General features: G+C 43.5%; 24 protein-coding genes, 2 tRNA genes and 1 pseudogene. 8 read left to right on the plus strand and 19 right to left on the minus strand.

The window, feature by feature from the left end; genetic code table 11:
* Positions 1-48 precede the first annotated feature (48 nt).
* The 4 genes from G7035_RS26400 to G7035_RS26415 all read right to left on the minus strand — a co-directional run bounded on the left by G7035_RS26400 (position 49) and on the right by G7035_RS26415 (position 3,931).
* On the minus strand, positions 49-1,929 hold the full coding sequence (locus G7035_RS26400; RefSeq protein ID WP_019686864.1) for a beta-glucoside-specific PTS transporter subunit IIABC: 1,881 nt from the start codon (positions 1,927-1,929) through the stop codon (positions 49-51).
* 183 nt (positions 1,930-2,112) lie between these two features.
* Positions 2,113-2,970, minus strand: coding sequence for a BglG family transcription antiterminator LicT (gene licT, locus G7035_RS26405; protein WP_019686863.1), 858 nt, complete (start codon positions 2,968-2,970; stop codon positions 2,113-2,115).
* A gap of 242 nt (positions 2,971-3,212) precedes the next feature.
* Positions 3,213-3,548 carry a carboxymuconolactone decarboxylase family protein gene (locus tag G7035_RS26410; protein ID WP_019686862.1) on the minus strand — a complete coding sequence of 112 codons (336 nt, stop codon included), beginning with the start codon at positions 3,546-3,548 and terminating at the stop codon, positions 3,213-3,215.
* Positions 3,545-3,931 (minus strand): tautomerase family protein, encoded by a 387-nt coding sequence (locus G7035_RS26415; RefSeq protein ID WP_019686861.1) that lies wholly within the window; start codon positions 3,929-3,931, stop codon positions 3,545-3,547. Before G7035_RS26415 ends, G7035_RS26410 begins: the two co-directional genes overlap by 4 nt.
* Positions 3,932-4,043: 112 nt before the next feature.
* On the opposite strand from G7035_RS26415, the gene G7035_RS26420 reads away from it, so the two are divergent.
* Positions 4,044-4,934 (plus strand): LysR family transcriptional regulator, encoded by an 891-nt coding sequence (locus tag G7035_RS26420; RefSeq protein WP_019686860.1) that lies wholly within the window; start codon positions 4,044-4,046, stop codon positions 4,932-4,934.
* Positions 4,935-5,058: 124 nt separating this feature from the next.
* Here G7035_RS26420 and G7035_RS26425 read toward each other — a convergent pair.
* From G7035_RS26425 to G7035_RS26445, 5 genes and pseudogenes are all read right to left on the minus strand, one after another.
* Positions 5,059-6,986, minus strand: a pseudogene (locus G7035_RS26425) (PTS fructose transporter subunit IIABC).
* A gap of 67 nt (positions 6,987-7,053) precedes the next feature.
* The gene (gene pfkB, locus G7035_RS26430) at positions 7,054-7,965 is read right to left on the minus strand and encodes a 1-phosphofructokinase (protein WP_016819656.1); all 912 of its coding nucleotides are present in this window, start codon (positions 7,963-7,965) and stop codon (positions 7,054-7,056) included.
* 2 nt (positions 7,966-7,967) lie between these two features.
* Positions 7,968-8,714, minus strand: coding sequence for a DeoR/GlpR family DNA-binding transcription regulator (locus G7035_RS26435; RefSeq protein WP_016819655.1), 747 nt, complete (start codon positions 8,712-8,714; stop codon positions 7,968-7,970).
* Positions 8,715-8,947: 233 nt separating this feature from the next.
* Entirely contained in the window at positions 8,948-9,148 is a 201-nt protein-coding gene (locus G7035_RS26440) for a hypothetical protein (RefSeq protein WP_019686859.1), read from the minus strand.
* On the minus strand, positions 9,132-10,214 hold the full coding sequence (locus tag G7035_RS26445; RefSeq protein ID WP_019686858.1) for an ankyrin repeat domain-containing protein: 1,083 nt from the start codon (positions 10,212-10,214) through the stop codon (positions 9,132-9,134). The genes G7035_RS26440 and G7035_RS26445 overlap by 17 nt, the downstream gene beginning before the upstream one ends.
* A gap of 197 nt (positions 10,215-10,411) precedes the next feature.
* On the opposite strand from G7035_RS26445, the gene G7035_RS26450 reads away from it, so the two are divergent.
* From G7035_RS26450 to G7035_RS26460, 3 genes are all read left to right on the plus strand, one after another.
* On the plus strand, positions 10,412-11,086 hold the full coding sequence (locus G7035_RS26450; protein WP_019686857.1) for a Crp/Fnr family transcriptional regulator: 675 nt from the start codon (positions 10,412-10,414) through the stop codon (positions 11,084-11,086).
* A 75-nt stretch (positions 11,087-11,161) separates the two neighbouring features.
* The gene (locus G7035_RS26455) at positions 11,162-11,974 is read left to right on the plus strand and encodes a DNA alkylation repair protein (protein WP_019686856.1); all 813 of its coding nucleotides are present in this window, start codon (positions 11,162-11,164) and stop codon (positions 11,972-11,974) included.
* A gap of 89 nt (positions 11,975-12,063) precedes the next feature.
* Positions 12,064-12,474, plus strand: a complete 411-nt coding sequence (locus G7035_RS26460) for a DUF4183 domain-containing protein (RefSeq protein ID WP_019686855.1) — start codon at positions 12,064-12,066, stop codon at positions 12,472-12,474.
* Positions 12,475-12,573: 99 nt separating this feature from the next.
* Here G7035_RS26460 and G7035_RS26465 read toward each other — a convergent pair whose 3' ends face one another.
* From G7035_RS26465 to G7035_RS26475, 3 genes are all read right to left on the minus strand, one after another.
* Complete coding sequence (locus tag G7035_RS26465; RefSeq protein WP_019686854.1) at positions 12,574-14,268, minus strand: methyl-accepting chemotaxis protein; 1,695 nt, start codon at positions 14,266-14,268, stop codon at positions 12,574-12,576.
* Between the two features lie 343 nt (positions 14,269-14,611).
* Positions 14,612-16,594: an AraC family transcriptional regulator gene (locus tag G7035_RS26470; RefSeq protein WP_019686853.1), complete on the minus strand. Its 1,983-nt coding sequence runs from the start codon at positions 16,592-16,594 to the stop codon at positions 14,612-14,614.
* A gap of 101 nt (positions 16,595-16,695) precedes the next feature.
* Positions 16,696-17,574, minus strand: coding sequence for a radical SAM/SPASM domain-containing protein (locus G7035_RS26475; protein WP_016819646.1), 879 nt, complete (start codon positions 17,572-17,574; stop codon positions 16,696-16,698).
* A 169-nt stretch (positions 17,575-17,743) separates the two neighbouring features.
* Between G7035_RS26475 and G7035_RS26480 the strand changes: the two genes are divergently transcribed.
* From G7035_RS26480 to G7035_RS26490, 3 genes are read left to right on the plus strand one after another with little or no spacing between them, the layout of a single operon-like run.
* Positions 17,744-18,523, plus strand: coding sequence for a helix-turn-helix domain-containing protein (locus G7035_RS26480; protein WP_025364520.1), 780 nt, complete (start codon positions 17,744-17,746; stop codon positions 18,521-18,523).
* On the plus strand, positions 18,520-19,182 hold the full coding sequence (locus G7035_RS26485) for a GNAT family N-acetyltransferase (RefSeq protein WP_019686852.1): 663 nt from the start codon (positions 18,520-18,522) through the stop codon (positions 19,180-19,182). The genes G7035_RS26480 and G7035_RS26485 overlap by 4 nt, the downstream gene beginning before the upstream one ends.
* Positions 19,166-20,170, plus strand: coding sequence for an alpha/beta hydrolase family protein (locus G7035_RS26490; protein ID WP_019686851.1), 1,005 nt, complete (start codon positions 19,166-19,168; stop codon positions 20,168-20,170). The genes G7035_RS26485 and G7035_RS26490 overlap by 17 nt, the downstream gene beginning before the upstream one ends.
* Here the strand turns inward: G7035_RS26490 and G7035_RS26495 are convergent.
* The 5 genes from G7035_RS26495 to nrdR all read right to left on the minus strand — a co-directional run bounded on the left by G7035_RS26495 (position 20,167) and on the right by nrdR (position 22,689).
* A complete protein-coding gene (locus G7035_RS26495; protein WP_019686850.1) occupies positions 20,167-21,093 on the minus strand; it encodes a GNAT family N-acetyltransferase in 927 nt (308 codons plus the stop codon). The two genes, G7035_RS26490 and G7035_RS26495, sit on opposite strands and share 4 nt — an antisense overlap.
* A gap of 151 nt (positions 21,094-21,244) precedes the next feature.
* Positions 21,245-21,511, minus strand: a complete 267-nt coding sequence (locus G7035_RS26500; protein ID WP_019686849.1) for a CD3324 family protein — start codon at positions 21,509-21,511, stop codon at positions 21,245-21,247.
* 420 nt (positions 21,512-21,931) lie between these two features.
* Positions 21,932-22,004 (minus strand) — tRNA-Lys (locus tag G7035_RS26505).
* Positions 22,005-22,015: 11 nt separating this feature from the next.
* Positions 22,016-22,091 (minus strand) — tRNA-Ala (locus G7035_RS26510).
* Between the two features lie 130 nt (positions 22,092-22,221).
* On the minus strand, positions 22,222-22,689 hold the full coding sequence (nrdR, locus tag G7035_RS26515; RefSeq protein WP_013370366.1) for a transcriptional regulator NrdR: 468 nt from the start codon (positions 22,687-22,689) through the stop codon (positions 22,222-22,224).
* Positions 22,690-22,794: 105 nt separating this feature from the next.
* On the opposite strand from nrdR, the gene G7035_RS26520 reads away from it, so the two are divergent.
* Entirely contained in the window at positions 22,795-23,019 is a 225-nt protein-coding gene (locus G7035_RS26520; RefSeq protein ID WP_013309613.1) for an alpha/beta-type small acid-soluble spore protein, read from the plus strand.
* Positions 23,020-23,138: 119 nt separating this feature from the next.
* On the opposite strand, the gene G7035_RS26525 is transcribed toward G7035_RS26520, so the two are convergent.
* Both G7035_RS26525 and coaE read right to left on the minus strand, forming a co-directional pair.
* Complete coding sequence (locus G7035_RS26525; RefSeq protein WP_019686848.1) at positions 23,139-23,702, minus strand: lytic transglycosylase domain-containing protein; 564 nt, start codon at positions 23,700-23,702, stop codon at positions 23,139-23,141.
* Positions 23,699-24,295, minus strand: a complete 597-nt coding sequence (gene coaE / locus G7035_RS26530; protein WP_019686847.1) for a dephospho-CoA kinase — start codon at positions 24,293-24,295, stop codon at positions 23,699-23,701. Before coaE ends, G7035_RS26525 begins: the two co-directional genes overlap by 4 nt.
* Positions 24,296-24,301 lie beyond the last annotated feature (6 nt).

Genomic DNA, 24,301 nt, shown 5'->3' on the forward strand with positions numbered 1-24,301 from the left:
ATCCTTCTGATTTCGCAATTCATGTACGTGAGGATGAGCTTTCCTGTATTACACCACCAAAGTTAGCAATACTTCATTTTTCTGAATCTGCTCCTGATTGGTCTCAAATACGTCCACTTTATGTTTCGTCAGTGTGACGATGACAGGCGTTACGATTTCGTACCCTGCTTCTATAATCTGCTCTCTGTCAAATTGGATTAACAAGTCCCCTTGTTTTACGATATCTCCCTCTTGAACGACCGGATTAAAATGCTTTCCTTTCAGCGCGACGGTGTTAATTCCGATATGAATTAATATCTCCGTACCCGCCTTGGAAGTCAAGCCGATGGCATGTCCTGTAGGGAACAGCGAGGTTACAACTCCATCAATAGGCGCTACGACCTCACCGACAGATGGTTCAATGGCTAAGCCTTTTCCCATTGCCCCTGTAGAAAATGCCGAATCATTCACTTGGCTCAGTGGTGTAGTCTTGCCTGTGATCGGGCTGTATATCGTTTCTTTCTTGATGTCAACAGCCTTAGTTGCTGTAACAGCTAGTAGAGGTTCTTCCGTCTTAGTGGTCTCAACGGTTGCTGCCGTCTCCCCCTTCACTTTGCTTTCATACCCAAAAATAAGAGTCAGCACCGTGGCTACCGCGAACGAGCATGCAATGGCAATCACGTAAACCAAGGTCGGCGTATAGACTGGAATCGCAAAAATGTTGTGAAACACATAAGCCGTCATTTTCACTCCAAAATGTCCATTGATGGCACCGCCTATAGCCCCTGCGATAATGACAATTGGAATGACTCGTTTAAAGCGAAGCACCAGACCATACACAATCGGCTCTGTTACACCCGCCAGCAAACCTGTAATACTCGTGGAACCCGCAAGGGTTCTAAGTGTTTTATCTTTTTTCGCCTTCAGGAAGATACCGAATGCGACACCAATTTGAGCAAATACAGCCGCAGCCGCCATAGCCTCAATCGGATCACCGCCAACACCAATATTTTGAATCGTGATCGGGGTAAAGCCCCAGTGAAGTCCGAAGACGACCATAAAGGTCATAAAACCGCCAAGCACAATCCCTGACAAAATGCCGCTTACACCGATTAACCATGTCACACCCGAAGAAATCCAATCTCCTACTGTTGTACCAAACGGTCCGAATGCTATTGCAGATAAAGGAACCATAATCATTAAAGCCAACATCGGAACTAAAAACAGCTGCAAATCTTTAAGAATGATCTTCTTCAAAAACTTGTCTACCAACGCATAGATGCTGATAGATATGAATATCGGAAAAACACTCGCTGAGTAGTTCATCATGACCACCGGTATTCCCAAAAACGATACATCTGAGCCTTTGTCCATCAGTCCCGTAAAGTTGGGTTCTAGTAGAGCTGCACCGATCACACCAGCTACATAAGGATTCGCTTTCAGCTTTATACCGAGCGTAATTCCCAGTAAAATCGGCAAGAAGTAAAATACAGCATTCCCGGCAGCAGACAGGATCAGATAGGTATCACTTGTTGCAGACATCCAGCCCAGCAAGGTCAAAACCGTCAAGAGAGCTTTCAGCATCCCCGAGCCTGCCATCGCCGGAATCAACGGGGAGAAGCTGCCGGAAATGACTTCAAAGATTGTGGATATGACCGATGTCTTCTTTCCGCCGGATTCGTTAGTCGCTGAGCTGTCTGATCCAAAATCTCTGTTTTTCATAATCTCTGTATATACATAGGCAACATGGCTGCCAATCACGACTTGAAATTGTCCTCCGCTTTCAACAACAGTAATGACTCCCTCGTGCTTCTCAAGCGCTTCTCTCTCGGCTTTTCGTGAATCCTTCAGGTCAAATCGGAGCCGTGTAGCACAATGGACTAGCCCATTGATATTTTCTTCTCCACCAACGAGACGTACGATATCCTCGCCCATTTTCTTATGGTCCATGTTCATTCTCCTCTTGGGCAGATTGCCTGAAAACAAAAAAATACCTAAACGAAAGGCCTGCATGATCATAGAAAATGATCACTGCCATTCATTTAGGTATCGCCTGCTTATCAGTAACAATCCTTAAATTTAAGTTGTGAGCCTACTATAAAACACTCCGAAATCGTTTGCAAGCTTTTTTTTCTAAGCATCAGCCAAATCATTTCTGGAGGTTACACGCTGTATATGAATCGTCAAATACACTTTCTCGTCAATCGACATCGCACTTTCATGCTTCAATTCCAAGTATTGATTAATTAATTGGGTGCATTGAAAAGCCCTCTCGTATTTCTCTTTGACTTGGTCATACAAGAAGTTATCCCCTGATGCTAATTGCTCTTGTTCATTGCTCAGCAAGCGTTGGGCAAAGTACTGCAAATGTGTAATAAATCGCGAATAATTAAATGAGGTTTCATCTAGGGTAATCTGATAGTAATCGGTTACAATATTGAAAATATCATCAATGACCTCTGTAATCTCAACTGTTTGTTTCATTCCCTGTCCGTCTTGTCTTGCATTAACAAAATGCATGGCAATAAAGCTTGCTTCATGCTCATCCATTTGAATGCCAAATTGAGCATGAATGATGTCCAATGCATTCATACCGATCATAAATTCTTTTTTGTAAAATTTTTTGATTTGCCATAACAGTGAATTTTTAAGTCCCACGGATTTTCTATATCGAGAGATGGCAAATTGGATATGGTCAATCAACGAAATATAGATATTATCACTAAAAATATCTCCCATTTCTTTTTTGGCGCTGCCTACAATTTCATCCGCCACCTTTAAATACTCTACAGAGGTTTCCCCAATGAGATCAATTAATTTTTGCGGAATTTTATCGGACTTTAATACAAAAGTTTTTTCTATCTTTTCTTCATCGACCCTTTGTCCATTTTTCTTTTTAAAACCCAGACCGTTCCCTATGACAACAAACTCATGACCTACCTGATTTTCGGCCCGAATGACATTGTTGTTAAATATTTGCCGGATGATCATCTATCTGCTCACCTCATTGATGTAATAACAAAGTTGGAATAACAAAAAAACCAAATAACGACTAAGTCCATTAGTCATTATTTGGGTATCGCCTGCTTACCAGTAACAATCCCGAAGGGCACAATGCCCCTCATTCAATTACTCTTACTATACCGCTTTCAAAGCAGAATAACAATACAATCATGCCAAAAAACCGCCAAACACTCGAAATCCTTGTGCTTAGCGGTAATTTAAGTTCATGCTTAACGTTCTTTTTCTTTGCAAAATACATCTTTGGCTACCTGAACAGCTGAGGCTGCTCGCGGCCATCCTACGTAAAAGGCTAGTTGTGTAATAACCTCAATCAATTCTTCCTCCGAAATTCCGTTCTCTTTGGCCAGGTTCAGATGATAAGGAAGTTGATTCACATGCTCACCCGCTACCAGAGTAGCAACTGTAATGAGACTCCGTTCCCTAAGAGATAGCTCACTTCTTCTCCATACATCTCCAAAAAGAACTTCCTCCGTATAGCTTACAAAAGCGGGTGCCAAATCACCAATCGTTTCCCGAACACTCGATCTGATTAATTTATGCTTCATAAAATCATCTGGGCAAGTCCGTTGCCAAAGGACCAATCCTCTAATTCGGTCTCTACCAGTGTCACAAATACATCTTCTGGTCTAGTCTTACATTCAATAGATATGAGTGCGGCTAACCTTTGGTAAAAACTCTTTTTTTGTTCCGTAGTTCTACCCGATCCCATCGTAATTTGGATATAAAGCAGCTTGTCTGTTCTGGGTACATTCAAATAATCGGAACTATAATAAAATTCGCTTTGCTTATGAGCATGAAAAACCTGAAAATAATCCTTGGGCGGGACCTGAAAATGTTCAATCAAAGCATTCATGATGCAGCGGCTAATGCCAGACAGGTCCTGCTCTGTGTATTGTTGCTCCATATAGCCTACTCGTACAAAGGGCATATGCATTCTCTCCTATCCGTTGGGATAAGATGATTGTACTCTTCTTATCTTCATCTGTATAATTGAAAATAATCATAAATATATTCAACTTTATCGATGGAGATGAGTTTGTATGGATCTGAAAGAGTTAACTACGTTTCGTACTATTATTGAAGAAGGAACCTTCTCGAAAGCTGCCGCCAAATTAAACTACGCACAATCTACAGTCACGAACCAAATCCAAAGGCTAGAGAAAGAGCTGGGATTTCAGCTTTTTAAAAGAGGCTGGGATGCGGAATTAACCGCCTCTGGAAAAATGTATGCCGAAGAGGTTGACGGACTTATACGGCATTGGAATTTTGTAACGGACCAGGCGAAATCGCTGAAAAAAGAAGAGATTGGTACGCTCCATATCGGTGTAATTGAAACGGTAGCTACTATCGCACTGCCTTTGATTCTACGACAGTTTCGTGAGCATAAACCGAAAATCACATGCCATTTTACAGTGGGAAACACAGATGCACTCTCCAAAGCTTTGTTGGACGGTACATTGGATTTTGCAATCTCCGGCGAACCTCACTCCATTCCTTCCCTACATTTCGAACCTCTGTATCAAGAACAAATTGCTTTTATCGTGTCCCGCAGTCATCCCTTCGCGGCAAGAAATGAGCTTCAGCTCGAAGATCTGTATGAGTATCCGCTTATCGTCGGAGGTAAGAACTGCTTGTACCATATACGACTGGAGAAGGAGCTTTCCCGCTTCCCGTCGATGCCTTTTTTTTATACCGTCAGTCAAATTTCGTCTATACCCTCATTTGTACATACGTTTCCTTCGGTTGGAGTGGTTCTGTCATCAATGCCTTTGCAGAAGGACCTGGTCACCATTCCTCTCCAGCTAACAGATCCGAATATCCCCATCGGACTATTACAAAACAATCAGCACCCACAATACCTGACTTCGGCCCAAAGGCTGTTTATGCAGCTGGTTAAAAAAACAGTGGGGAATGACACCCGTTGGAGCTGAAAATATTATGAGCCCATAAAAAAACCGCTAAACACCTCGATATACGAGTGTTTAGCGGTTTTCCTATGATAAGACCAAGAGGAGTTCGGCTCCTCTTTTAATTTCTATACTCTTGTGATACTCGTTATTTCGTTTCAACTGGTTTTTTCCACAGTCCCAGAATGAGCGCGGAAATCACGGAGCCGATCGCCACTGCAAGCAAGAATAGCAACGCATGGTTGGCAAGAGCTGCTACAAAAATTCCGCCATGCGGAGCTGGAAGATTGATTTGCCAGAATTGCGTCAGACCGCCAGCGATCGCCGAGCCTACAATACAAGAGGTCAGGACTCGCAGAGGGTCAGCAGCCGCGAATGGAATGGCACCTTCCGTAATGAAGGACAATCCGAGTACATAGTTTGTCAAGCCAGACTTGCGTTCTTGCTCGGTAAATTTATTTTTGAAGAACGTCGAAGCTAGTGCGATCGCCAGTGGAGGCACCATACCGCCTGCCATAACAGCTGCCATCATAGCCCCGTTTGTGTTACCGCTAGAAGTAAAGACACCGATCGAAAATGCGTATGCTGCTTTGTTGAAAGGTCCGCCCATGTCGATCGACATCATTCCGCCCAGAATCAGACCCAAAATAACCGCATTACCAGTTCCCAAATTGTTCAGAACATTGACAAGCCACGTATTAATACCACCAAAAATTGGATCGAACAGGTAGAACATAATCGCGCCTGAAATTAGGAGTCCAAATACAGGGTATAACAAGATTGGTTTTAAACCGTCCAGAGCTTTCGGCAGACCTGCAAAAGCTTTACGCAGGAAGATAACTACATAACCGGCCATGAAACCAGCTGCCAGACCGCCAAGGAACCCTGCATTGGAGTTTACAGCCATCAAACCACCGACCATACCTGGCATCAGTGCCGGGCGGTCTCCAATGCTCATTGCGATAAATCCGGCCAGTATCGGAATCAGGAAGTGAAACGCACCTGTTCCTCCGCCAATCGTTTGCAGCAGTTGGAATAGTACATTATCTTCTCCAGCCACTTGTTCGATCAAGAAGGAAATCGCTAACAAAATCCCCCGCCGACAACGAATGGCAACATATGAGAAATCCCGTTCATTAAATCCTTGTAAATTTTACTGCCTACGCTGGTCTTCTCGGCTTTTGACTCTTCAGCGTTGCCTTTACCTTCACTACGGTAAATTGGCGCTTCGCCGTTCAGCGCTTTGCGAATCAGTTCTTCAGATTTACGGATACCGTCACTTACCGGTCTTTGCAATACAGGTTTACCGTCAAATCTGGCCATTTCAACCTTCTTGTCAGCTGCAACAATGACGCCTTTGGCACGACGGATTTCATCTGCTGTCAGTACGTTTTGTGCGCCTTCCGAGCCGTTCGTTTCTACCCGGATATTGACACCCATTTCTTTCGCTTTCTTAATGAGAGCGTCTTCAGCCATAAACGTGTGCGCAATGCCTGTAGGACAAGCGGTCACCGCAACTACAAACTCGTCAGAATCCGGGTTGCCAACGATAACGTCCGGCGTTTGCTGTGCTTTGGCTGCCTCTTTCTTGGCCTCTTTTGCTTTCTTGGCAGCTTCTTCTTCCGCCTGCTTAGTATCAAATAGCTCTGTTACTTCATCCGGTGTTTGTGTATTCATCAGCTTGTCGATGAAATCAGTATCAATGAGCAACCGAGAAAGGGCAGCCAGTGTGCGAAGATGTGTGTTTGCTGCTCCCTCTGGAGCTGCAATCATAAAGAATACCTTCGCGGGTTCACCGTCCAGCGATTCGAACTCTACGCCTTTACTGCTTTTGGCAAAAACGACGGTCGCTTCATTCACGGCTTTCGTCTTGGCATGCGGCATCGCAATACCACCGCCGATTCCAGTGCTGGATTCAGCTTCGCGTTTGTATATCATTTCTTTGAACAAGGCCCGGTCATTAATACGTCCACTTGCTTCGAGACTGGTGATGAGTTCCTCAATCGCCCCATCCTTTGTCGTCGCCTGCAGGTCCATGATCATCGTTTCTTTAATCATCAGGTCTGTTATTCTCATTTTTCACACTCTCCTAAGTTCGATCAGCGTGTAGACACACGCATAATAAGCTCATGCTGTAGCCAGATTACCGTTTTGAAATCGTGACTTGCGGCCGTAATTGTTCAATTTTCTCTCTCGTAGCCAGATCATCGGAGAACGCGGTTGCGCTTCCGGATGCCACTCCTGCACGGAAGGCTTCGATCGGATCGCCATGTAGAGCCAGCGTACCCACGAATCCAGCAATCATAGAATCACCTGCGCCTACAGAATTTTTCACCGTTCCTGCCGGTACATTTGCGTGATACACTTCATCTGCCGTAATGAACAAAGCCCCTTCTCCTGCCATGGAAATGAGTACATTTTTTGCACCTGCTTCCAGTAGTTTACGACCGTAAGTGACGATCTCCTCCTCAGAATGAATAGTTACGCCAAACAACTCAGCCAGCTCATGATGATTCGGCTTGATGAGCAGCGGTTTATGAACCAAGGCCTTCATCAGCGCCTCACCTGTGGTGTCGATAACGAATTCAGCCCCGGTTTGCTGACATACGCGAATCAGTCGCTCGTAGAAGTCCCCTCCAAGGGATGGCGGGATGCTTCCCGACAAGACGACAATGTCATTTTTCTGGAGACTCGCCAGCTTTTGCACCAATGCATCGGCTTCTTGCTCACGAATCGCAGGCCCCAAACCGTTAATTTCCGTTTCATCACCATGCTTGAGCTTAATATTGATCCGTGTGTCATCTTCGATCATTACAAAATCAGTTTTAATGGATTCTTCCCGCAATGTATCGTCGATAAACCTGCCTGTGAACCCTCCGAGAAAACCAATCGCCGTGCTGTCTGCCCCCAACTGGTTTAGTACACGTGATACATTAATTCCCTTGCCACCTGGCAGTTTTAAATCACGTTTCATCCGGTTCAAATCACCAAGCTTCAAATCGTCAACTTCCACGATATAATCAATGGAAGGGTTCAGCGTTACTGTATATATCATCGTTATCCCTCGATTATCTTAGTTTTCTGTGCGATGGATCGGCGTGAACGTTCCGGCACCGATTCAGTAATAAGGATAGCTTCCTTGAGTTCGAACAGTTTGGCGAAGGTTACTTCTCCAATTTTGCTGGAATCGGCCAACACATATGTTTTGCCGGACAGCTGGTGGGCACGCCGCTTGATCAGCGCCTCTTCAGGATCAGGAGTGGTATACCCCATCTCCACGTCTACCCCGTTCGTTCCCAGAAAGCACTTGTCGAATCGAAAATTGTCCAAATTCTGTAGGGCAATACTCCCGATTACGGCTTTGGTATGAATTTTCATCATCCCTCCCAGTAGATAGCTTCTAATTCGTTTGCTTACCAGTGCTTCTACGTGGGAGAGACCATTCGTCACGACCGTCACGTCTTTAGCTTCAATGTAAGGAATCATCGCCATCGTTGTTGTTCCCGCATCCAGATAGATACATTCACCATCCAAAATTTCTTTGGCTGCCATACGAGCGACTGCGTTTTTTTGTTGAACGTTTTTGAATGTTTTTTCTTCCATGCCAGGTTCCTGACTTTTCTGATTCAGCAAGGTTGCCCCGCCATGAATCCGCTTTAACAACTGACGGCCTTCAAGATCTATCAAATCACGCCGAATCGTTGACTCAGAAGCTCCCAAGAGATCAGCCAATTCCTGCAATTTTACAACACCACGCTCTTGTAAGCGCTGTATTATTAACTTGTATCTTTCTTCCGTCAGCATCTTCATTCCCCCAACTGTTCTTATCGTACCACAAACCTAGCAAAAAACAATCATTTTTCTCCAAAAAGATTCAAAAAAATTCATTCCAACTTCATTTTTTTACAAAATGGTGAATTCCTGCTCCAATCAGCATGATTACGTTTACATTTTAAAGAAAATTCAGCTACTTTTATGTGAATTCATTCTTCTTACATAGGAATTCAGCAGTAAACGTTCAAAAACGTTCTGACACTTTAATATGCCCCATCATATCCCTTGCTCCCTACGGTCTGGATTGCTGTAGCTGTAATTCTCGATTCTTCAGCCAGCAAATCATAAAACTTTCTTATGGCCTGGACGCGAGGGTCAGTGCTGCAAGCTTGGATTAACTCAACAAGAGCCATGACTGCGTGCATACCGCATTCATGGCTCACCTCATTAGGATAAATATTCACCCTCAATCATCTTCTCTAGATAATCTTCCGGCTGCGCAAGAAACTCAGCAAAGCTGCATACATCCGCATATTCTTGATGCTCCTCGTCATAATAACCAAGACACTTGTGCTTCGGATTCCACACCAAAAGGATATCCGAATAGTTATCTACGTTTAGAGACAATCGCAACAGCTTTTGCCGTCCCACCTTCATCTCAACCGTATCTATGAAAGAGAAGAACTCAACAAATTGGATACCTAAATCATTTTCTGGAAGATCCACACGGAGCTGATCTCCCATCAGAAAGGCTACAAGATCCTTAGGAAGCTTGTAGCTTTTTAAGGTATGTCGTTTATTCTCCAGATTATGAAACGCTGGTGGTTCCACAGACTTTAGATATTCGGCCATTTCCACGTTCTTATTGCTAACAGCAATCGTATATGCCCGATCTCCATCCTTTTCTGCCAGTGTCACATCAGCTCCATACTCTACCAGGTACTTAACCATCGCAAAATCATTATTTCGTGCTGCCACAGTTAAAGGAGTCGCTTTATAGGGATATACCATATTAGGGGCATTGTAATTAATATCCGCACCATGCTCCAACAGTAGTGCCACGGTGTTCAGATCATGGTTACTAACTGCGTTGCGCAGCGTTGCCCCACCGTGCTGCTTTATATCGAGGCCAAGTTCGTGAATCAGCAAGATATTCTTTTTATTGCCATAATAGGCTTGCTCATAGGCACCGGCTTTGACCTGATTTTTTCCGTCCAGCTTGGCACCATGGGCCACCACATAGCGGACAATTTCTTCTGAGCAGTAGCGAACAGCTGTTAAAAATGCGGGGCGATCTTTTGCATTGAGCTGAGCTCCCTGCTCCACCAACAGCTTCAACACATCCAATCGCTCGCAAATAAGCGCAAGGTCTAATGGACTTAACGTCGAATATTTGCTGAGTTTAATTTCTTGTTCTATATCCCAGCCTTCGGTCAGCGCTTGGCGTAATGCCGATATATTGCCTTCTACAATATGCATTGCGATTTCTGGAAGAACGTCAAATTTGCCGATATCTTTTAATTGGATCATCGTATACCCTCACTCTTTATGTATCTGCTATTCATGTACATCTATTTTATACCAATCTTCCGTTTACTTAAATCCGCCTGACTCCCCAGTTTATTGCTCACTCTAATGCAAACAATTGAGAGTATAGGTGAATATGCCTTATAGAAGCTATAATTGTAGTTGATTCTTTATACTCGATGTAACGAAAAGGAGAACATATGAATAGCATTCAATACTTATCCCAATTCAATTTGCTGCATAGTCTCTCACGAGAAGATTTGATTGAAATGGATCAAATGACCTCCATTACGACTCTACCAAAAAATACATTTATTCAAACCCCAGATACCTTTTCCGAAGGGCTTTATTTTGTGAAGAAGGGAAAAGTACGTCTATATAAGCTAAATGCTGACGGGAAGCAATTTACTTTGGATATCCTCAATGAGGGGAATGTATTTGGTGAAATGGATATGATTTCATTAGGGACAAGGGATATGTATATAGAAACGATAGAAGAATGCGATATCTGCCGGATGGACAAAGACCGGTTTGAGCATTTTTTAATACAACATCCCCGGTTTATGATGAACATGATCAAGGTGCTAAGTGACCGAATCTCAGGAATGAGCAGTCTGGCCCAGCATTTAGCCTTGGGAAATTTACAGGATAAAATTTTATATGTTCTTTTAAAATTATGCGATCAATTTGCCCTTCAAAGTCATGATGAGTATTACAAAATTGATTTCCCGCTTTCTCACCAGGAAATAGCACATTTGGTTGGAGCCACCCGTGAGGCTGTAACAACCGCTCTACAGGAGCTCGTCAAAGAAAGGGTCATTAAGACCGGCTTTAAGACAATTTACATCCATCGCCAAAAGCTAGCCAAGTTGTAAGCTACATTACATCTTTCCTCCTGACAAAAGAATTATCGTATACCTACCAGCAAATATACGATATGGAGTGATGAAATGCTACACCGCAAAGGGGCTCGCAAAAGAACAGATATCCCTACTGATGTACTTCAATTGCTACAACAGGGACAACTTGAGACTGTGAATCTTACCGAATGGCTGGCTGTAGATCATATTGTACTTCTGCGGAACGCTCTTGATGAGTTTGGATTGCAGCGATCATTCAATGTCTTCTTGACTGAATTGGATCATCTGAAGGAAAAAAAGATCATGAAAATAATACCCGCAATAGCACAAGCATGGCTTCATGTGTTTGAGCAACAAACGTTAGAAGAGCGTACTCGTATCTTTGACGCGATGGCCTCTCATCTTTCAGATAGCATTCGCTGCTGGGCTGCCTACATCATCGGGGTAGATTCCCGTTTAAGTCTAGAAGAAAAATTAGCTGGTATTCGACCATTTGCAGCAGATTCCCATTTCGGAGTACGTGAAATTGCCTGGATGGCAATGAGAGAACCTATATCCTTGCAACTGGATGAGGCGCTTGTGCTGTTAAACAGCTGGATGCGAAACAAGGATGCTAACATACGTCGTTTTGCTATAGAATTAACCCGGCCACAAGGCGTTTGGGCCAAACACATCCCTGAACTAAAAGAACATCCCGAGTTAGCCCTTCCACTTTTGGAAGTGGTTCAATCTGACCCTGTCAAATATGTTCAAGACTCGGTGGGCAATTGGCTGAATGATGCCAGCAAAACTAACCCGGAATGGGTAATTCAGGTATGTGATACATGGCTGTTGGCTTCAGATACAAAGGAAACGAAGCGAATAGTAACTCGGGCACAAAGAAGCTTGAACAAAATGAAATAATCTGGAGACTCCTCCCCATCCAATCCATAGCTAGAATATTTACATAAACTATGAGATACATCTGGAATATTAGGAATGGAGGAATTCCTATGTCTATTATCCGAATCTATCTGGAAGCAGACAGTGTTGTATCTGGGAACATTGCGATCACCACGAATATAAATGTCACTCCAATTGTCAATCGGTACACAGCCGTTGTTGTGCTCGGCAACATCCTAGGGGGAGTGACCACCATCCCGGCACAAAATTTTACGAATGATAGTGGGACTTCAGTTGCGGCAAACAGTCTGCTGGTTCCGACCAGTAACGGTTACTACAATGTATTTGTGAATGGAACGTTGCAGCGAGGCGGATTAACGACACTTTCTCCTACTAATCTAATCATAAATACTGGCTTGTTAGTTGGCGCTACCGTAGTTATTGAGGTGATCAATTTCAACACCAGCGCTTCCTCAACATCTGTCAACAACGTCACCGTAACGACCACAATAAGCGACTGAAGGAAAACTATCGCAAATTCCACTTAAAAAAACGCCAAACACAGGGCTTCTCCTTGATGAATACAGATGGTTTTTCCCGTTACACAATTAAAAAAAATTTTAAATCTTGAAGTTCTCTACAAGTACCTGAAGCTTCTCGGCCAGTGATGAGAGGAGCTCTGCGGAGGATTCCACTTCTTGCATAGCAACAAGCTGTTGCTCTGAAGAAGCCGATAGAGATTCTGCCCCTTTAGCTGTATGGTTAGAGACGAGCACGGTATTCTGAATGGCTTGAACGAGCCCTTCAGAGATCAGTGCCAGATCCCGAACTGTAGCTGATATTTGCTCGCTTTGGGAAGAGACATCAGAAACGGAGGCTTCAATCTCGGAGAAGGAACGTCCGGCCGATATAATCAACGCTTTCCCTTGCAGCATTTCGTCCGTGGAACGCTTCACAGTTTGTCCCGCCTTGTCCATTTGGGCGATAATCAAACTGATCAGCTCACTAACTTGTGTGGCGGATGTGGCTGAACGTTCGGCCAACTTGCGGACAGAGTCAGCGACAACGACAAAGCCCCTGCCTTCTTCTCCAGCGCGGGCAGCTTCTATCGCTGCATTTAGAGATAGTAAGTTAGTCTCCTCGGCAATACTGGCGATGGTGCCGACAATGTTCTCAATCTCCTTGGAGTGGCTGCCAAGCGTATTAATAATGCTTGAGAGATCGCCGATACTTTCACTCACAACTCCCATTTGGGAGGTGGTGGAATCCATCGATTCCCGACCAAGATGCGCTTTCTGGACATTATCGACTGCCTTGTTCCTTGCGATGTCTGCATTGCCCGCAATATCGCTGATGAAGCGAGATATATCCTGAACCGCTTTGTAGCTTTCTTCTAGATTCTGTAATTGGGTATGCGCCCCATCTGTTAGCTCAATCGTAACATTCACGCTGTGCTCCCCAGCACGGTTCGTTGCCTGTGCGCTGGCTGACAACTCCTGAGAGGAAGAAGCGACCAGTATAGAGGTGTCATTGACCTGAGTGATCAGGTTGCGTAAATTCATTGTCATATCGTTGAAGTCGCGGGCCAGAGTCCCGATTTCATCCTTGCTTTTGAAAAGAAGTGGTTCATGGGTAAGATCGCCCTTGGTAATGGTATTCACAGAGGCTGACAGCTTGGTAAGCGGACTTACCATATGGCGAATCAACAGGTAAGCAACAAGGATAGCCACGATAAAAATAGAACCGCCAATAATAAAGGGATGAACAATAATATCCAACGTCCGTTCCTGAATTAATGAGCCGTCAAAATTGATGGCCATCAGTGCAACAATGGGCTTGGTGGGATCATGATCCTGGTAAATGGGACCATAACCAGTTTTAAGCGAGGTTCCTTCATATGTATAAACCTTGGAATATGCTGAATGCTTCATCGTAGTTATCATTTCTTTGTCTTCATCCGTGAAATAGAAGGAATCGCCAGCTTGGTAGCCTCTTTGCTTGAGGTTGGCGTCGGCGGCCAGAATTTTTCCATCTAAAGACATGATGAAAGCCTCTTTAAAAATAGGCTTATGTGCTACGATCCAGCCAATTCGCTTTTCAATGGCAGTAAGTTTGCTCTTATCTCCACTGGCCAGACCCGATATATCCGCGGGATCTATAAGACCTGTCGTAATATTGGCGCAGCCCACCAGCTCGATCCCTGCAGCTTCATCCACTTGATGGTAAGCGGTACGATATCCGAAGTATCCAATGGAGGAGCCTACGAGGAGGAACATGATGAGCATCATCCAGGTTAATTTTGTTGCGAGCTTCATTATTTGAACCACCAATCCTGACTCTAATAAATTTTTATGACAATCAGTTTTCACTGCTACGATTATAGCCTATCAACACTTACTAATAATATGGCATTCCAGTGTCGGAATATGTCGTTTTATGTGAGATTTGTCGCTGTTTTTTGTAAACGGGAACGTTGCAGCGCAGTCGTTCATGACACCATGATAACTACCAATAAGGGACTGATGTAAAAGCCTACATAAAATACGATAAAAAACCGCTAAACACAGAGGTTTACCCTTGTCTTTAGCGGTCTATTTTTCTATCAATCAAGTTATTCCATCAGGAAAATGCACCGATTTGTTTAAGCTACATCCAGTTTTATTTTTTGTGGGCTAATAAGAGATTAACTATAGTGTCCAGTTGAAGCTCCAGCGAATAGGGATCTTCCATCACAAACTCATCCCCTTTATCGCTGAATGAACCGTACATGTACACCTGTCCTTTTTTTACAGCCGGAAGACCCTTCCATAGCTCACTATGTAGAATCTGATTGGCCCCTTCATCTTCTGAGCCATATACAAAGATGTGATCTCCCATATACTCGGGTAAAACCTCAAGCGAAATATTTTCAAATCCTTCTTTCATATTCAATGCTTTCTTAGTGGGTGGCAGCTGTAGCATTTGATATATGGTTGGACTTCCGTAGTTACCGCCTTTCGCCGCTAAAACATAGATTGATTTATTGGCGACTTGTACGATCGAAACCGTCTCTCCATCTTTAATAATACCGTCAATTTTAGTTCTAGCCTCTGCAACTTTCTTCTCATATTCAGTAATCCACTGCTCGGCTTCTTTCTGCTTACCAAATATTTCACTGATTCTGCGGAATTTATCCAGTGGTCCCGCTGTAGATTCACCCTCCCAATACGGCAGGAACACAGTCGTTCCTACTTTCTGGTAGCTGTCGATGTTCTTTTCAATTGAGCCGATAATTAAATCCGGTTGCAGTACGGTCAGCTCCTCCAAATCCATAGGAAAATCCCCAAGATCTTTGATTCCGGCTAACTTCTCTTTGGGATATCCCGATTGATCAATCCAAGCCTCATTCAACATAAAGCTTCTGACCCCTACAGGTATAATCCCCAGTTTTAAAAGATGACCCATATACTGATCCGATGCTACTCGTTTCGGGTTAGCAGGTACTTCCACATCGCCTTTTAGTGTCTTAACCGTTCTGGTCTGTGCTTGTACTGCCGCTTGTCCATCGCTGTTGGATGATGTCGCTGTATGATTGGCTTTCGTTTGCGAGCTTCCATTTGTATTCGTCGGAGCTGAGCAGGCTCCCAGCATCAATGATAAGCACAACATGATCATCATTGCTGTAATTTTGCCTCTTCCGTGCATGAATAAATCCCCTTTCGCATGATACCGATATTGATAATCAATATCAGTATAACGGGTGAAAGCTGTCCGCTGAAGGGCATATTTAAACTTCGTTTGGGGCATATCCTGATCTTGCGCCTGAATATGCTGCTGCCGTTCTTTTTTGAATCGTACAGGAGATAGTCCCTTATATTTCTTGAAGCTGCGACTTAATGAATGAGCATCTGGATATCCCACACGCTCTGCGATCTCCTGCAAAGTGGCATCCGTCTGCATTAGCAGCTCTGCCGCTCGATTTGCCCGTATCTGGCCCAAGTAATGAATTGGACTGGTATGCATTTTACTTTTGAACAGCCTTGATAAATGTCCGCTACTGCACTCTAGCTCCTCCGCAATGGACTCTAGTGTTATAGACCGACTAAAATGCTCACAAATATAAGTTACAGCTTGCGCTACCAAGTCAGGCTTAAGGGACTGAATGCCTTGTCGATCCAATTGATGTAACAATTCGAAGACAAAATGATGAAATAAAGCTTTGACGTGCAGTTTACCAAGTCCCGATCCCTTATGCCATTCTTGCTCCAACAGCTTCACTTTATCATACAGGGGCAGCGGGTAATGAGGTGCGAAAGCATACTGATTCTGAAAAGGATTTCCCTTTTCCAGCAATTGTGCGATCTCCTTCCGACCAGGTAGGGCCAAAGTTGCCTTGTACAGAATGATGTAATATTCAAGCACATCCTCCGTCATGACGCTCAGGCACATTCCTTTTCCCCCATGCAGGACATGAAAACGATCCACCCTATGAACACTGCCATCTAACCATACCCGCGCACTTCCGCGTACAGTATATAAAAACGCACTGACCGGAAGTCTGTAGTTTCGCATTTCTTCCCCTTTATCCATTTTCTTATGGCGAACATCCATCACTTGTATAAACACATGATTCCACAATAAAATGTGATCGTTCAACTTCATTACTACCGCTCACCCCCTATCCAAATATAAGAAAAAGCCCTGTAAAGGGCTATCTTTTTTTGTAAACCATTCAATTGTCGCTTGGCTTTCCACCGATATGATTAGGTTCCAAATCGTTTGCGATAACCACACTTTCGGCACAACTCTTCCACTGCTTCTCTCTTGGAGAATCCAAAGTACAGACGGTTTGCACGCTCACCTTCCACGATCTCGGAAAAAGTTTGCTCATGCACATTTCCTAAATTAATGACGCCTTCTCCATCAAGACAGCAAGGGACCACTGTTCCATCCACCAAAACCGCCGCTTGACTGCGAAGCGCATGACAAAAGCCTTTTCCGTCATCTTCTGGTGCACTCAGGCTAGGCCATTCAAATTCGTAGTCTTGATTCAAATATACATTGGGGGCGATTTTGACCCCACTGCCCGGCATTACTTTTTCTTCAATCCGATAGTCCAGCCCAAACTCTTGCTCCAATTGCTCCAGTGTCTCGCGGTTGCGCTGACGTTGCACATTAGTCAAATTATCTTGAGTCAGGTTCCAGAGACGGAATGAAATAATGACATTGTGCTTCACAGCTTCTCTGACAAACGTGAAAATATGACCCAAATAACCTTCTCGATCCACAGAACCTTCATGCCCGTCAAAACTATGAAGAGAAAAGTTCATCTGCCGTAATGCCGGCTGACCAAGCAGCTTATGTCCGGTCTTCGGCAGCAAGGTACCATTGGTGGTAATGTTGACCTTTAAGCCTTTCTCATGCGCACTCTCCAGCAAAAGATCAATTTTGGGATGGAGCAAAGGCTCTCCTTTGACATGCAGATAAATGTAATCCGTATGCGGCTTGACCTGATCAAGCACATTCCGAAAGACTTCCGGATCAATAAATTTTTTGACACGTTGTGTCTGAGGGCAAAAACTGCATGCAAGATTGCAAATGCTTGTTATCTCAATGTATACCTTCTTAAATGTCTTCAACATAATTTCCCCATTCTAACCTTCATCCTGAACATTTGGTTTATGCTCACTAATCTTATGATTATAACGGGTTATGAACGAGAGGTAAACTCTGCGGTTATTTTCTATTGACCTTAGGTCTGACCTAAGGTTTATAGTGAAGTTATTCAATTATCAAGAAGGAGACCTGTCATTGAAAAAACACATTACGATTAGTCAGCTTGCTCAGCTCATGAATGTATCTGTACATCAGCTGCGGTATTTTGAAGAAAAGGGTATCCTTTATCCGTTATACACAGATGAAAATCAATATCGAATGTACGGACTTCATGAAATTTATCAACTTTCACATATTTTAATGCTACGTAAATTAAATATCCCTGTCGGCCAAATTGAAGAATGCATGACTTCCTACACTGCCGATGATTACAACCAGCTTTTAGAACATTCGTTACAGAAGGTACAGGATGAAATCGCTAACTTAAAGCTGCTCGAACAGTTTATTCATAAAGTGCTAAAAGAACATCATAACCTTACCCGGCAAAACAATGAGTATCGAATCAAGCTTTTGGATACTCGACATTTAAAGCTGTGGTTTGCATTGGAGAGTGATCAAGAACTCACGGCCAGGAATCTATTTGAGCAGCGGCCTTCACCACCACAATTATTTGAAAATGATCTACATTATCTATCTGATTCTGGACAGGTGAAACTATATTATGAAACAACATCAGGAGCAGCTGACTATATTCTGGAAGAAGGCAGCTATCTTTATAAGCACTTCTCTGCCACTGAAGACGCTGAGATCGAACACCAAGTCCAACAACTGGAGCATTATGCGACCCAGCACCAATATGAATGCCTAAGCAAGGTCATTGTGGTGGAAAAATCCTATCTATCCATATTCGACAGCAACGAGCTGCAATATGAGATTCAAGTAAAAATTTCCGATGTGCAGGAGGACGTTACATGAGTCCACAATCCTATGACATTGTTGCTTATCAAGAGCAAGACCATGAAGCCGTATGTAAGCTCTTAGTGGAATCGTTTAAGGCAAAATTTCAAGCTCTTGTTACTTTGGAGGATCAAGATATACAGCGTTTATTAATGCAGGTTTGGGTTCAACATCCTGATTCTATATCTGGGAAGCAACTTGTGGTTAAAGAGAACGAAGATGTTATTGGTGTCCTTTCGCTCAAATGGAAGACTCCCTCCTCTTCACTTCCTAAAACAAATCTCACTTCTTTGGCTTCGCTTATAAAACAGTTTGGCTGCTTCAATGTATTTAAATTTTTGACAGGCATGTATGCGCTGGACTATAAACCTGCCATAGATGAGTGTTACATTGATCATTTGGCGATTCGCTCAAGTCATCGCAATCAAGGGATCGGGCGACGTTTTCTAGCTTTCGCACAGCAGTTTACGGTTGAATCCGGTTTCCATGCGTTGACACTTCATGTAGCACATCAGAACCGGCAAGCTATCCGCTTGTACCACAATCTAGCATTTGAAATTGAGCAGTCTCAATATAATTATTGGCGACATTTTTGGTTCAAGGAGCCTGTATGGCATCTGAGCTGGAAAGAACGAAACTGCATTCGAGGAGAGAACAGCATTGAAAAAAACATATAAGCTAACCCTTGGTATTGCGGCAGGTCTGGCTGTTGCCTTGATATTGATTGTTTTATATCAAAATTCCTACAAGATGACGGAAGAAAAAATACAAATTGCGACTCCCAAAGGAGTATTAACAGGTACACTAGCTTTGCCTGAGAACTACTCGGGAAAGATTGGACTGGTTGTTTTTGTCCATGGAGATGGTCCAATCAATGACACGTATGATGATGGATACAAACCACTGTGGGAAAGGTTTGCTTCTAAGGGGTATGCTTCCTTATCCCTGAATAAGCCCGGTATTAACCGCGCTCCAGGCGATTGGCTGGAGCAAAGTATGGAGGACCGGGCACAGGAGATTCGATATGCAGTTGACTGGGCCAAAACCTTACCGATGATTGATAAGCACAAAATCGGCCTTTGGGGAGCCAGTCAAGCAGGCTGGGTCATTCCGAAGATCGTTAAAGAGAAGCATGATATTGGATTCAGCATCCTTGTATCGCCGGCTGTGAATTGGATTACACAAGGGCAATTTAACACAAAAAAAGAGTTGGAACAAGCAGGAGCTAGCCCGCAGCAAATTAAAAAGAGACTGGACTACGACCATAAGGTTCTACAATTACTGAAAAATCATGCATCCTATGAAGAATACCTAAGCATAGCCAGTCCTAACGATATCATTTCCAAAGAAAGATGGAGCTTTATAGGCAAAAATTTTCGTTCTGATTCTACGGAAGAATTAAGCTACTTTAAATCTCCTGTACTCTTGGTTCTGGCTGGGAAAGATATGAACGTAGATGTAAAAGACACCGAGCGAGTATATCGCCAAAAGATATCTCCAGAGCTGCTGTCTGTCATTCATTTGCCAGAAGTTGACCATTCCATGATGAATGAACAAATTGCGCATTCCAAGTCCCTAACCTTCTTAACCGCCGTATTTGCCCCCAGACAATTGGTAAATGATGATTATCTACAAATTCTCGCCGATTATGTTAGTCAGCGTTAAGCAGTGATGTTCTTTTTTTGCCATATTTCTTTAGAATATGCTAATGAAAAACCCATTGAAAGATAAAAAGGCTGGTCAGAACCCACAAAGATTCTTTCTGCATCTTTGTCCTTGACTCTTTTTATGGCTTCATAAATAACGGCTTTTCCAAGCCCCATTTTTCTATACTTAGGTATCGTTCCTACAGGCTCCAGTATTCCTATTTTATTAAGCTCGTCGTACCAGAGAGTAGTGAAAGAAGCAACCTCATTGTTGGAGTCCAGGATGACTACATCGAATTCTGGTATATAATCAGGGGCATTTCTCAATGATATATAACATCGCTCAGCGACATCATTATCTGGATAATCGCCCTTGTAGTACCCGAATGCTTTTCCATGAGCAAATCCTTTTTCGAAATCCCCAACTTCATTCGCATCCGAAATTCTAAACCCGCTGGGTAAGTCCAGCTTTACATCATGCGGTACATCCATACAGGACGTCGTTTCTTTCCCATCCTGCAAGGTGTACCCTCTTTTTTTCAAAAGCTCCTTAAGTTGCTCTCCATCCTCGTTTACGATTATATCTAAAGTTGACTCTCTCTCTCCATGTAAAGCTAATTTCTTTTCAGCATAATCTATTAATTCATTTAGAAATTCATTTGAAAAATCACGATCTGCAAGCTGAAAATAAGCTTCACCTATGTTATCTTCTCCTTCCGGGTGAACAACAGCAACAATTTCTTGATGTTCATCCTCCCAAATCCCAACCGTCTCAGGCCACTTTTCAAATGTATTGTGCATGATTTGTCCCCAATATCTACAGAAATTCCAGCGATCTATGAACCAATTTTTGAGGTCAGGGTTGCTTTTCAGCGACTGTTTCAAAAAATCTCTAATCTTTAAAAAGTCATATGCTTCGAATTTTTTCTGAGTATACTTCATTATTTACCTCCTGCTCTTCTGTAATGATCCTATTGTAATGATTCTGCAAGGTCTGATATATGCCAAGTTCTTTTATCAAATGTTTGTAACGTTATACTTATAAAAGAGGATAACAAAAAACCCACAGATCTTCTCTGTGGGCACCTATTTTTTATTTTTTTGAATATACGATTTTTTTAATGCGATCTGTAGACAGTCCGTATTGTTCTGAGAGCTCGTCAATGGACACTCCCGCATTAAATCTTGCACGTACCTCTTCGTTCCGATTGAGATAATATTGGGCTGCTCCAGAGCTTTCCCCCCATCTCCTGCGCTCACTCGGACGATTGGGGATATAAATCAGTTCTCCTTGTATATACCGCTGAACTTCCTTAAGTAAATCATCAGGAAGCAAATCAGTTGCCTTCAAATAATTCATTTCGGGCTAGCTCCTTAAAATAAAATAAATTGGTATTTTAAGGGCAAAGTCTGCGTCTGCAAACAACTAATCCTTCAGGCGAAATGTATTCGCTCCATACTAAGCTTCGCCTTATTTATTCCGCAGGCTTTGCATGGAGCAGATTGAGTACGAAACCAATGATAGGATACATCGTTCCCCTCCTCTCAAATCTCATCTTGCTTTTCACTAAGTCCAGTTCAATGCTTAGGAACTCAACTCATGTTATTGTAAAATATGAACTAAGTTGAAACAACGATCAAAGTTACACTCACTAACAATGGGTTGCTATTCAGAGTCAAACTCGATAAGCGCTCATTCAACCCTTTCTATCCTCGGTTAGACCGGGAATAGATATATAAACAGCAAAAAAAACGGCATTTCTGCCGTTTTTTTAAAGGATGGACTCTCAGGGACTCGAACCCTGGACCAATTGATTAAGAGTCAACTGCTCTACCAACTGAGCTAAGAGTCCATATAAAATTATGGTGGAGCCTAGGGGGATCGAACCCCTGACCTCATCGCTGCCAGCGATGCGCTCTCCCAGCTGAGCTAAGGCCCCGTCTCATGTAAGTTAATTAACGTTTCAAGCGACTTCTATATCATATAAAATATTCGACCCTGTGTCAATACTTTTATAAAAAAAATATTAACATCTTCCCGCCACGGCCCTAAAAAGATACAGTCAGCGATCAGTCGCTGTCTGTATCTTTGGATAACAGTGTTTTCAGTTCCTTCATAAACATATTGATGTCTTTGAACTGCCGATAGACGGACGCAAAGCGTACGTAGGCCACTTCATCCACAGGATAGAGCTGTTCCATGACCAGCTCACCAATCTGCTGGCTATCCACCTCTGTGGCTGCCGTGTTGCGAATGGCGTTCTCCACCTGAGATACAATCAGATCGAGCTGCTCGACTGATACTGGACGCTTCTCACAGGCTCGAATGAGACCGCGCAGCATTTTATCACGGCTAAACTCTTCACGGCTGCCATCTTTTTTGATGACCATCAGTGGGGTCTCTTCCACCATTTCAAAGGTGGTAAAACGCCTGGCACACTGTTCGCATTCGCGGCGGCGTCGGATGGACTTATTATCATTCGCTGGTCGCGAATCCAACACTTTCGTGCCGTTGTAAGCGCAATACGGGCACTTCATAATCTCATCACTTCCCTTTTCCAATAAATTCCCGAAGCTTTTTAGTAATAATTTTGTCGAAACGGATCATAATATGTTTACCACGTCGCGAGGAGGTGAACAACAATGGCACAAGGAAACAATGGCAACTCCAACAACCTGGTAGTCAGCAGATCCTCCGGTGCTCTGGAGCAAATGAAATATGAAATCGCTCAAGAGCTGGGTATCAGCATTCCTCAAGATGGATACCAAGGTAACATGACTTCCTATGAGAACGGTTCGATCGGGGGCTACATCACAAAACGCCTCGTAACGATCGCCGAACAACAATTGGCAGGACAATACCAATAATCTCGGTAATAATGAAGAAGTAATACGAAAAAGTGTAGGGATAGGCTGCTAAAAACAGCCTGTCCTGCGCTTTTTTTCATTTTAAAGCGAAAAGGCTCATGTTGTCATTAACCTGTCACTTAAAACACATCATAAATTTTTGTATATTGCCTGTAGTAGTAGATGACTCGCTGTACATAATGCCGTGTCTCACCAAAAGGGATTTGCTTAATGGACTCTTCTTTGCCATCCCACACCCCCTGATCCAGCCATTCCTGAACTTTACCTGGACCAGCATTGTAAGCAGCTACGATGACCACAGGATTATCCTGAAACTTCATAGACAGGTTATGCAGATACCAGGTCCCCAGCTCAATATTGGTGCCGGGCTCGTGCTTGACACTATCCAGCGGGACCTTCTGAATCTGGGCACTCTCCATAATCCAATTGGCTGTGTTCGGCATAATCTGCATAAGCCCCAGCGCCCCCTTGTGTGACTGCTTGCTGGTTTTAAAATTTGTTTCCACACGGATAATAGACGCCACCAAAAATGGGTCCACTTCATAGGTCTGTGAATACTGCCGAATCTCATCCTTATATTGAATCGGGTAAAACCAGGACATCCAATTCGAGTTGAGGAACAGAATCAGGACAAATCCGACAAACAAAATGAGCAGGACTCTTTTCTTACGTAAAATGTTCATGCAAGTCCCTTTCGCTGCCAAAACTGATCAATTTGCATCTGCGTCTCAGACTGTGTTCCGCTATTATCAATAACAATATCAGCTAAATTTTTTTTCTGCTCGATATCCATTTGTGCGGACAAACGAAGCTCGGCTTGCTCTTCTGTCAGACCGTCTCTGAGCATCAGACGTCGGAGCTGAACATCACGTGGTACATATACAACCATAATTTCCTCGTACAGGCTCTCCAGCCCAGACTCATACATTAACGGGATATCTGCCAAAACAAGCTTGTCCGGCTGCTCCCGTTCATAAGCTTCCATGCGCAGACGCATTTCCTCACGAATAGCAGGATGCGTAATATCGTTAAGTGCCTGTCGCTGTACAGGATCTCTGAATACAATCTCTCCCAGTCTTTTGCGGTGCAGGGTTCCGTCACTGTTCACTATAGCTTGTCCAAAATGCTGTATGACCGCCGCCAGCACCGGATGCCCCGGAAGCATAACTTCCCGGGCAATGGCATCTGCGTCGATCAGCAGCGCACCCTTGGCGACCAAAAGAGCCGACACGGTGCTTTTTCCGGTAGCGATCCCTCCGGTTAATCCGATATTCATGCTCTT

The organism is Paenibacillus polymyxa, from assembly GCF_015710975.1.
In the GTDB taxonomy this organism is placed as follows: Bacteria; Bacillota; Bacilli; order Paenibacillales; family Paenibacillaceae; genus Paenibacillus; species Paenibacillus polymyxa.